The 10,971-nt window shown below is 78.0% G+C and carries 2 protein-coding genes; both read right to left on the reverse strand.

The window, feature by feature from the left end:
- A partial coding sequence (locus DMH08_RS03540; protein ID WP_125611684.1) for a type I polyketide synthase occupies window positions 1-5,416 on the reverse strand: 5,416 nt, incomplete at its 3' end.
- Window positions 5,417-5,465: 49 nt separating this feature from the next.
- Window positions 5,466-10,958 carry a type I polyketide synthase gene (locus tag DMH08_RS03545; protein WP_125611686.1) on the reverse strand — a complete coding sequence of 1,831 codons (5,493 nt, stop codon included), beginning with the start codon at window positions 10,956-10,958 and terminating at the stop codon, window positions 5,466-5,468.
- Window positions 10,959-10,971: the final 13 nt, after the last annotated feature.

The raw sequence follows: 10,971 nt of genomic DNA on the forward strand, positions 1-10,971 counted from the left end.
CCTCGGGGCCGGTCACCTCGCCGGGCAGCCGGCACGCCATCCCGACGATCGCGATCGGCTCGCCGGGGTCCGCGGCGGCGGCGGGCGCGGCGGGCGGGGCCGGTGCCGCGGCCACCGACTCGTCCAGTTCGGCGCGCAGGTGCCGGGCGAGCGCCAGCGGGGTCGGGTAGTCGAACACCAGCGTGGCGGACAGCTTCAGGCCGGTTTGCTCGCGCAGCCGGTTGCGCAGCTCCACCGACGTCAGCGAGTCGAACCCGGCGTCCTTGAACGCGGCGTCCGCGTCGACGCCGTCCGGGCCGGCGTGCCCGAGCACGGTCGCGACCTCGCCGCGGACCAGGTCGAGCAGCAGCGCCTCCCGGTCCGCGGCGGCGAGCCCGGCGAGCCGCCGGGCCAGGCCGCCGTCGCCGCCGGACGCACCGGACGCCGCCTTGGCCTGCTGCCGTCCGGCCCGGACCAGGCCGCGCAGCAGGTGCGGCACCGTGCTTCCGGCCGCGGCGCCCGCGCGCGTCCCGCGCAGGTCCAGCTTGACCGGGACGAGCTGCGCGAGCGGGGAGCCGAGGGCGGCGTCGAACAGCGCCATGCCCTCCTCGGGCGTGATCGCCTGGACGCCGCCGCGGCTCATCCGCGCCTGGTCGGCGCCGCCGAGGTGCGCGGTCATGCCGCTGGTCTGCCGCCACAGCCCCCACGCCAGCGACAGCGCGGGCAGGCCCGCCGCGCGGCGGTCCGCCATCGCCGCGTCGAGGTAGGCGTTCGCGGCCGCGTAGTTGCCCTGCCCGGCGGACCCGAACACCCCGGAGGCCGAGGAGAACACGACGAACGCGTCCAGGTCCATGCCCCTCGTCAGCTCGTCGAGGTGGCGCACCGCGTCGACCTTCGGCGCGAACACCCCCGCGAGCCGCTCCGGCGTCAGCGCCTCGATCACGCCGTCGTCCAGGACGCCCGCCGTGTGCACCACGCCGGTCAGGCGGCCCGGCACCGCGGCGAGCAGCGCCGCCGCCTGCTCCCGGTCGGACACGTCGCAGGCCGCCACCGCGACCTCGGCGCCCTGCTCGGTGAGTTCGGCGACGAGCTCCCGGGCGCCTTCGGCGTCCGGGCCGCGGCGGCCGGCCAGCACCAGGCGCCGCACCCCGTGCCGGGCGACCAGGTGCCGGGCGACCAGCGCGCCCAGCGAGCCGGTGCCGCCGGTGACCAGGACCGTGCCCGCCGGGTCGAACGCGGCGGGCTCCCCCGCCGCCCGGTCGGCGGCGCGGGCGAGCCGGGGCGCCGCGAGGGCGGTGCCCCGGACGGCGACCTGCGGTTCGCCGGAGTCCAGCACGGGGCCCAGGACCCGCTCCGGGCCGCCGTCGGCGGCCGGGTCGAGGTCCAGCAGGACGACGCGGTCCGGGTTCTCGGCCTGCGCGGAACGCACGAGCCCCCACACCGCCGCGGCGGCGGGGTCGGTCACCGCGCCCTCGCCGGCGGGCACCGCGCCCCGGGTCGCGACGACCAGCCGCGACTCGTCCGGCACGGGCGCGGCCAGCCACGCCTGCACGACGCCCAGCACGCGGGACGCCGCCGCCAGTGCGGCGTCCGGGCCGTCGCCGCCGGCCGCCTCGACGACCGCGGCCCGCGGTGCCGCGCCGTCGCCGGTGAGGGCCGCCACGTCGTCCGGGTCGGCGACCGGCGCCCAGGTCGGCGGGGCCTCCTCCCGGACCGGCGGCAATTCGGCCCAGTCGACGCGGAACAGCGCGTCGCGGGTCGCCGCCGCGGCGGCGTCGAGCTGCTCGGCGGACACCGGGCGGGACACCAGCGACTCCACCGACACCACGGGGCCGCCCGCCTCGTCCGCCGCCTCCAGCGACAGGGCGGTGGGCCCGCGGGACAACAGCCGCACCCGCAGCGCCGCGGCGCCCGCCGCGTGCAGCACCAGCCCGTTCCAGGCGAACGGCAGCACCGGCGGCCCGGACTCCTCCGGCGCGTCCCGGGCGCCGAGCATGCCCGCGTGCAGGCCGGCGTCCAGCAGCGCCGGGTGGAGGCCGAACCGGGCGGCCTCGCCGCGCTCGCCGTCGGGCAGCGCGACCTCGGCGAAGACCTCGTCGCCGCGCCGCCACACCGCCCGCAGGCCCTGGAACACCGGCCCGTACGCGTAGCCGCGCTCGACCAGGTCCGCGTAGAAGTCGCCCATCTCGACCGGCTGCGCGCCGGGCGGCGGCCACGCGGTGAAGTCGCAGCCGGGTTCCCGCGCGGGCGGCGCGGCGGACAGGACGCCGGCGGCGTGCCGCGTCCACGCCTCCTCCGCGCCGTCGGGCTGGGAGTGCACCTCGACGGTGCGGGTCCCGTCGCCGGCCGGGGCGCCCACCGCGACCTGGAGCCGCACGCCGCCGTGCTCCGGGACGACCAGCGGCGCCTCGATCACCAGTTCGTCGAGCACCGGGCAGCCGGCCTCGTCCCCGGCCCGCACGGCCAGCTCCACCAGCCCGGTGCCCGCGACGAGGACCGTGCCGCCGATGGCGTGCTCGGCGAGCCAGGGGTGCGTGCGCAGCGACAGGCGGGAGGTGAACAGCAGCCCGTCGGAGGTCGACAGCCGCACCAGCGCGCCCAGCAGGGGGTGGTCGGCCGCCGCCTGCCCCAGCGACGCCGCGTCCGCGGCCCGCCCGGCCGGCCGCAGCCAGTAGTTCCGGTGGTCGAAGGCGTACTTCGGCAGGTCCACCCAGCCGGTCGCGGGCGGCAGGACGGCGCTCCAGTCGACCGGTGCGCCGCCCGCGAACGCCCGCCCGACGGAGGCGAGCAGCGTCTGCTCCTCGGGACGGCCGTCGCGCAGGGCCGGGACGCACGCCGCCGCCTCGGCGCCCGCGGCGGCGGCGGTCTCCTCGACCAGGGCGCTGAGCGCGGCGCCCGGCCCCAGTTCCACGAACACCGCGGCGCCGTGCTCGACGGCGGCCGCGATCCCGTCGGCGAACCGGACCGGCCGCCGCACGTGCTCGGCCCAGTACGCCGGATCGGCCAGCTCGCCGGGCCCGGCCGGACGCCCGGTCACGTTGGAGATCACCGGGATCTCCGGCGGCCGCCACGCCACGCCGTCCAGCTCGGCGGCGAAGTCGTCCAGCATCGGCTCCATCAGGGCGGAGTGGAAGGCGTGCGAGACCGCCAGCCGCTTGGTCTTGCGGCCGCGCTCCCGCGCCCGCCCGGCCGCCGCGAGGACCGCGTCGCGGTCGCCGGACAGCACCGCGGCGGACGGCCCGTTGACCGCGGCGAGCTCCACGCCGTCGCCGAGCAGCCCGGCGACCTCGTCCTCGGCGGCGGCCACCGCGACCATCGCGCCGCCCGGCGGCAGCGCCTGCATCAGCCGGCCGCGGGCCGCGACGATCCGCGCCGCGTCCGGCAGCGACAGGACGCCCGCGGCGTGCGCGGCGGTGATCTCGCCGATCGAGTGGCCGATCACCGCGTCCGGCCGCACGCCCCAAGACCGCACCAGCCGGAACAGCGCGCTCTCCACCGCGAACAGCCCCGCCTGCGTGAACACCGTCTGGTCGAGCAGCACCGCGCCGCCCGCCGCGCCGCCGAGCACGACGTCCCGGACCGGGTGGTCGACGCGGCCGCTCAGCCGGGCGTCCAGCTCCGCGCAGGCCGCGTCGAACGCCTCCGCGAACACCGGGTACCGGTCGTACAGCTCCCGGCCCATCCCGAGCCGCTGCGAGCCCTGCCCGGGGAAGACCAGCACGAGCCCGCCCGGCGGGTCCGCCCGGCCGGTCACGACGCCGGGCGCGGACTCGCCGCGCGCGACCGCGCGCAGCCCGCCGAGCGCCTCCTCGTCCGAACCGGCGACGACGACCGCGCGTTCGCCCAGCAGCGCGCGCTGCTCGACCAGGGCGGCGGCCACGCGGCCCAAGGGGGCCGCGCCGGACTCGACGAACGAGGCGAGCCGGTCGGCCTGCGCCGCGAGGGCGGCGGTGCCGGCCGCCGACACGACCAGCGGCATGTACCCCTCGGACGCCCGCTCCGCGTCGGCCGCCCCGGTCTCCGCTTCGGCCCGCGGCCCGGTCTGCGTCTCGGTCTCCGCCGGTGGCGCCTCTTCGAGGATCAGGTGCGCGTTCGTCCCGCTGATACCGAACGCGGACACCCCGGCCCGGCGCGGGCGGTCGCCGCCGTCCGGCCAGTCGCGGGGCTCGGTCAGCAGCTCCACCGCGCCCGCCGACCAGTCCACCCGCGGGGTCGGTTCCCGGACGTGCAGCGTGGGGGGCAGGACGCGGTGCCGCAGCGCCTGCACCATCTTGATCACGCCGGCGACGCCCGCGGCGGCCTGCGTGTGCCCGATGTTCGACTTGACCGACCCGAGCCACAGCGGACGTTCCGGGTCGCGGCCCTGCCCGTAGGCGGCGAGGAGCGCCTGCGCCTCGATCGGGTCGCCGAGGGCCGTCCCGGTGCCGTGCGCCTCCACGGCGTCCACGTCCGAGGGGAGCAGCCCGGCGCCCGCCAGCGCCTTGCGGATCACCCGCTGCTGCGACGGCCCGTTCGGCGCGGTCAGCCCGTTCGACGCGCCGTCCTGGTTCACCGCGCCGCCGCGCAGCACCGCCAGCACCCGGTGCCCGCGCTCCCGCGCGACCGACAGCCGTTCGAGGACGACCACGCCGACGCCCTCGGCCCAGCCGGTGCCGTCGGCCGTCGAGGAGAACGCCTTCGACCGGCCGTCGGCGGCGAGGACCCGCTGCCGGGAGAACGCCACGAACGTGCCGGGCGACGGCATCACCGTCGCGCCGCCCGCCAGCGCCATCGAGCACTCGCCGGACCGCAGCGCCTGCGCCGCCAGGTGGATCGCCACCAGCGAGGACGAGCACGCGGTGTCGATCGTGACCGCCGGGCCCTCGAACCCGAACGCGTAGGAGACGCGGCCCGACGCCACGCTCGACGCCGACCCGGTGCCCGCGTACCCCTCCAGCTCCGGGGTGATCGCACCGGCGCCGTAGCCCTGGGTGAACACCCCGGAGAACACGCCGACGTCGGTGCCCTTCAGCGACGCCGGGTCGACGCCGGCGTCCTCCAGGGCCTCCCACGACGTCTCCAGCAGCAGCCGCTGCTGCGGGTCCATCACCAGCGCCTCGCGCGGCGAGATGCCGAAGAAGCCGGCGTCGAACAGCCCGGCGCCGCGCAGGAAGCCGCCCTGGCTGGTGTAGGACGTCCCCGGGTTGTCCGGATCGGGGTCGAACAGGCCCTCCAGCTCCCACCCCCGGTCGTCCGGGAAGTCGGACAGGGCGTCGACCCCGCCGGCGACGAGCCGCCAGAGGTCCTCCGGCGAGGACACGCCGCCCGGGAACCGGCACGACATCCCCACGATGGCCAGCGGCTCGTCGGGATGGCGGGCCCCCTGCTGCTGCCGAAGCGTGTGCAGCTCGGCCGTGACGCGCTTCAGGTACTTGAGGAGTTTCTCGTCCGTGGCCATGGTTTCCGTCCTCGCGAGATCTGCTGTTGCGTGCCGTCCGGGAGCGGTGTCAGACCAGACCGAGCTCCTCGTCGATGAAGTCGAGGACCTCGTCGGCGGACGCGGACTCGAGCCGGTCCGCGACCGCGCCGGTCCCGTCCGCTCCGGGGTCCGGGTCCCCGCCGCACCGGGCCGCCAGGGCCTGGAGGCGGGGCGCGAGGACGGCCCTCGCGGCGTCGTCCAGGCGCAGCCCGCCGATCAGCGCTTCGACGTCGTCGAGCGCGGCCCGCATCCGCGACAGCGCGTCGTCGCCGACGCCGAGTTCGCCGCGCAGGTGCCGGGCGAGCGCCAGCGGCGTGGGATGGTCGAAGACCAGCGTCGCGGGCAGCTTCAGGCCGGTCTGCTCGCGCAGCCGGTTGCGCAGCTCCACCGACGTCAGCGAGTCGAACCCGGCGTCCTTGAACGCCGTGCCGGCCCGGACCGCGCCGGACCCGGCGTGCCCGAGCACGGCCGCGACCTGCTCGCGGACCAGGTCCAGCAGCAGGGCGTCGCGCTCGTCGTCGGCGAGCCCGGCCAGCCGGCGGACCAGCCCGCCGTCGCCGGACGCCGCCGCCCGCGCCCGCCGCCGTCCAACCCGGACCAGGCCGCGCAGCAGGTGCGGCACCGTCCCGCCGGCGCGCACCTCCCGCAGGTTCAGCTTGACCGGGACGAGCTGCGCGAGCGGGGAGCCGAGGGCGGCGTCGAACAGCGCCATCCCCTCCTCGGGCGTGATCGCCACCACGCCGCCGCGGCTCATCCGCGCCTGGTCGGCGCCGCCGAGGTGCGCGGTCAGCCCGGTGGCCTGCTCCCACAGCCCCCACGCCAGCGACAGGCCCGGCAGGCCCGCCGCCCGGCGGGCCGCCATCGCCGCGTCGAGGTACGCGTTCGCCGCCGCGTAGTTGCCCTGCCCCGGGGACCCGAAGACGCCGGACCCGGACGAGAACACGACGAACGCGTCCAGGTCCATGCCCCGGGTCAGCTCGTCGAGGTGCCGCACCGCGTCGACCTTCGGCGCGAACACCCCGGCCAGCCGCTCCGGGGTCAGCGCCTCGATCACGCCGTCGTCCAGGACGCCCGCCGTGTGCACGACGCCGGTCAGGCGGCCGGGCAGCGACTCCAGCAGGCGCGCCGCCTGCTCCCGGTCGGCCAGGTCGCACGCGACCGCCGACGCCTCCGCCCCCCGCTCGGTGAGGTCGGCGACGAGCTCCCGCGCGCCCTCGGCGTCCGGGCCCCGCCGGCTCGCCAGGACCACGCGCCGCACCCCGTGCCGGGCGACCAGGTGCCGCGCCACCAGCCCGCCCAGCGTGCCCGCGCCCGAGACGAGCACGGTCCCGTCCGGGTCGAACACCGCGGGACCGTCCGGGGCCCGCTCCTCCGCGCGGGCGAGGCGCGGGACGGCGAACGTCGTCCCGCGCACCGCGAGCTGCGGTTCGCCCGCGGCCAGCGCCGCGCCGAGCACGGGCCCGGCGTCGCCCCCGGACGCGGCACCGAGGTCGAGATCGGAATCGAGGTCGAGCAGGACGATGCGGTCGGGGTTCTCGGCCTGGGCGGAGCGGACCAGCCCCCACACCGCCGCCGCGGCCGGGTCGGCCACCGCGCCGTCCCCGGCGGGCACCGCGCCGCGGGTCACCACCACGAGCCGGGCGTCCTCCGGCCCCTCGGCCGCCAGCCACGCCTGGAGCACGCCCAGGGCCCGGGAGGCCGACGCGAGCGGCGTGTCCGCGCCGCCGTCCCCGGCGGCCTCGAACACCGTCGCGGCCGGGACGCCGGCCAGCGCCGCCACGTCGGCCGCGCCGGTCACCGCCGTCCACGGCGGCGGCTCGTCCGGGGGCGCGGCCACCTCGACCCAGTCCACCCGGAACAGCGCGTCGCGGTGCTCCGGCGGCGCGGCGTCCGCGCCCTCGGCGGGCGCCGCGCGGAACGCCAGCGCGTCCACCGACAGGACCGGGGCGCCGGTGTCGTCCGCCGCCTCCAGCGACACGGCGCCGGGGCCGGCGGGGGCGAGCCGCACCCGCAGCGCCGCGGCGCCCGCGGCGTGCAGGACGAACCCGCGCCAGTCCGCGGGCCGCCGCGGCCCGTCGGCGGCGGCGTCCAGCTGGGCCGGGTGCAGGGCCGCGTCCAGCAGCGCCGGGTGCACGCCGAACTCCGCCGCGCTCTCCCGCACGTCGTCCGGCAGGGCGGCCTCGGCGAAGACCTCGTCGCCGCGCCGCCACACCGCGCGCACGCCCTGGAACGCCGGCCCGTACGCGTACCCGAGGTCGGCGAGGTCGTCGTACCAGCCGCCGGCCTCGATCCGCTCGGCGTCCGGCGGCGGCCACGCGGCGAAGTCGTACCCGGGCGCGGGCTCCGGCTCCGGCGGCGCGGCGCACAGGACGCCGGTGGCGTGCCGCGTCCAGGCGTCGCCGTCGCGGTCCCGCCGGGAGTACACCTCCACCGTCCGGGACCCGTTCTCCGCCGGGCCGCCCAGGACGACCTGCACCTGCACCCCGCCGTGCTCCGGCACCGCGAGCGGCGCGGCGGTCTCCAGCTCGGCGAGCACCGGGCAGCCGGCCTCGTCGCCGGCGCGGACGGCCAGCTCGACCAGGCCGGTGTCCGGGACGGCGGCCGGACCGCCGGGGGCGCCGTCGGCCAGCCACGGGTGCGCCGCCGTCGACAGGCGCGACGTGAACACCAGCCCGTCCGCCTGCGGGAGCGGCACCACCGCGCCCAGCATCGGGTGGTCGGCCGCCGCCTGGCCGAGGGACTCCGCGTCCGACGCCGTCCCGGCCGACCGGAGCCAGTAGTGCCGCTGGTCGAACGCGTAGGTCGGGAGGTCGACCGGCGCCGGCGCGGGCGGCAGGACGGACGTCCAGTCGACGGGCACGCCGCGGACGAACACCTCGGCGAACGACTCCAGCAGGCGGCGCGGGCCGCCGTCGTCGCGCCGCAGCGACCCGACGACGACGGTGTCGGTGTCGCGTCCGTCGGCGATCTCGCTGATGGGCTGGAGCAGGACGGGGTGGGCGCTGATCTCGACGAACACGCCGTGGCCTTCGTCGGCCAGCGCCGCCACGGCCGGAGCGAACCCCACCCGGTTGCGAAGGTTCCGGTACCAGTAGCCGCCATCGACCACCCCGGCCTCGGAAATCCACTCACCCAGCACCGTCGAAAAGAACGGGACCGTCGGCGCTCGGGCGTCGATGTCCGCAAGCGTCTCCGCCAGGACGTTTTGGATGTCCTCGACGTGGCTGCTGTGGGACGCGTAATCCACGGCGATGCGGCGCACGCGCACGTCCTCGCCTTCCAGCGCCTCCAGCACGTCGTCCAGCGCGGCCGCGTCACCGGCCACCACCACCGAGGACGGACCGTTCACCGCGGCCACCTCGACACGGCCCGCCCACGGCTCCAGGCGGACGGTCGCGTCGTCCTCGCTCAGCGCGACCGACGCCATGCCGCCGCGTCCCGACAGCTCGGCGGCGATGGCCTGGCTGCGCAGCGCCACGACTCGCGCGGCGTCGTCCAGAGACAGGGCGCCCGCGACGCACGCGGCTGCGATCTCGCCTTGCGAGTGCCCCACCACGGCGTCCGGCTGGACGCCGACCGACTCCCACACCGCCGCCAGGCCGACCATGACCGCGAAGCTCGCGGGCTGGAGGACGTCGACCCGATCCATCATCGCGGGAGGGGCCTCGCCTCGAAGCACCTCCACCAGCGGCCAGTCGATCCACGGGTCCAGCGCGGCGGCGCACTCGGCGACCCGCTCGGCGAACACCGGCGAGCCGTCCAGCAGCTCGCGGCCCATGCCGACCCACTGCGAACCCTGGCCCGGGAACACCCACGCGACCCTGCCGGGGCCGTGCGCGGAGACGCCGCCGGTCACGACGCCGGGCGCCGTCTCGCCGCGCGCCAGCGCCGCCAGCCCGGCCCGCGCCTCGTCCCGGCCGCCCGCGACCACCACGGCACGGGTCTCCAGGGCGGCCCGCCCGGTCGCCAGGGCGCTCGCCACGTGCGGCAGCGGCGCCGCGTCGGAGCCGAGGAACTCCGCCAGCCGCTCGGCCTGCCCCGCCAGCGCACCGGCGCTCCGCGCCGACACCGGCAGCGGGACGACGCCCGCGGACTCCGCGCCGCCGGAGCCCGGCTCCGGCTCCGGCACCGGCTCCTCGGGGGCCTCCTCCAGGATCAGGTGCACGTTCGTCCCGCTGATCCCGAACGCCGAGACGGCCGCACGGCGGGGACGTCCGGTGCGGGGCCAGTCGCGGGACCCGGTCAGCAGCTCGACGGCCCCCGCCGACCAGTCCACCTCGGTCGTCGGCTTCTCCACGTGCAGGGTGGGGGGCAGGACGCCGTGCCGCAGCGCCTGCACCATCTTGATCACCCCGCCGACGCCCGCGGCGGCCTGCGTGTGCCCGATGTTCGACTTCAGCGACCCCAGCCACAGGGGGCGCTCCGGGTCCCGGTCCCGCCCGTAGGTGGCGAGGAGCGCCTGCGCCTCGATCGGGTCGCCCAGCGCGGTTCCGGTGCCGTGGGCTTCCACCGCGTCCACGTCGGACGGGGACAGGCCGGCGTTGGCGAGGGCGGCGCGGATCACCCGCTGCTGCGACGGGCCGTTCGGCGCCGTCAGCCCGTTCGACGCACCGTCCTGGTTCGCCGCGCCGCCGCGCAGCACCGCCAGCACCCGGTGCCCGCGCTCCCGCGCCACCGACAGCCGCTCCAGCAGCAGGACGCCGACGCCCTCGGCCAGGCCCATGCCGTCCGCGCCGTCCGCGAACGCCTTGCAGCGGCCGTCCCCGGCCAGCGCGCGCTGCCGGGAGAACGACAGGAACGAGCCGGGCGTCGCCATCACCATCGCGCCGCCCGCCAGCGCCATCGAGCACTCGTCCGACCGCAGCGACTGCGCGGCGAGGTGGATCGCCACCAGCGAGGACGAGCACGCGGTGTCGATCGTGACCGCCGGGCCCTCGAACCCGAACACGTACGACACCCGGCCCGACGCCACGCAGGGCGCCGCGCCCGTCCCGGCGAACACCTCCGACTCGGCCGTGACGACGCCGCCGCCCGCCCCGTAGCCCTGGCTCGACAGCCCGGTGAACACCCCGACGTCCGCGCCCTTCAGCGACAGCGGATCGAAGCCCGCCCGTTCCACCGCCTCCCAGGACGTCTCCAGCAGCAGCCGCTGCTGCGGGTCCATCGCGAGCGCCTCGCGCGGCGAGATCCCGAACAGCCCGGCGTCGAACAGCCCGGCGCCGCGCAGGAAGCCGCCCTGGTCGGTGGAGGAGGTGCCCGGCCGGTCCGGGTCGGGGTCGAACATCCCGTCCAGGTCCCAGCCCCGGTCGTCCGGGAAGCCGCCGACGGCGTCGCCGCCGTCCGCGACCAGCCGCCACAGCTCCTCGGGCGAGGACACGCCGCCCGGGTAGCGGCACGCCATCGCGACGACCGCGAGCGGTTCCCGCGCGCGCTCCTCGACCTCGTGCAACCGCCTGCGGGCCTCGCGGGCGTCCGCGATGGACCTCTTGAGGTAGTCGCGCAGTTGTACCTCGTCAGCCACTGAACTCAGCTCC

It is taken from the genome of Actinomadura sp. WAC 06369 (genome assembly GCF_003947565.1).
In the GTDB taxonomy this organism is placed as follows: domain Bacteria; phylum Actinomycetota; class Actinomycetes; order Streptosporangiales; family Streptosporangiaceae; genus Spirillospora; species Spirillospora rifamycini.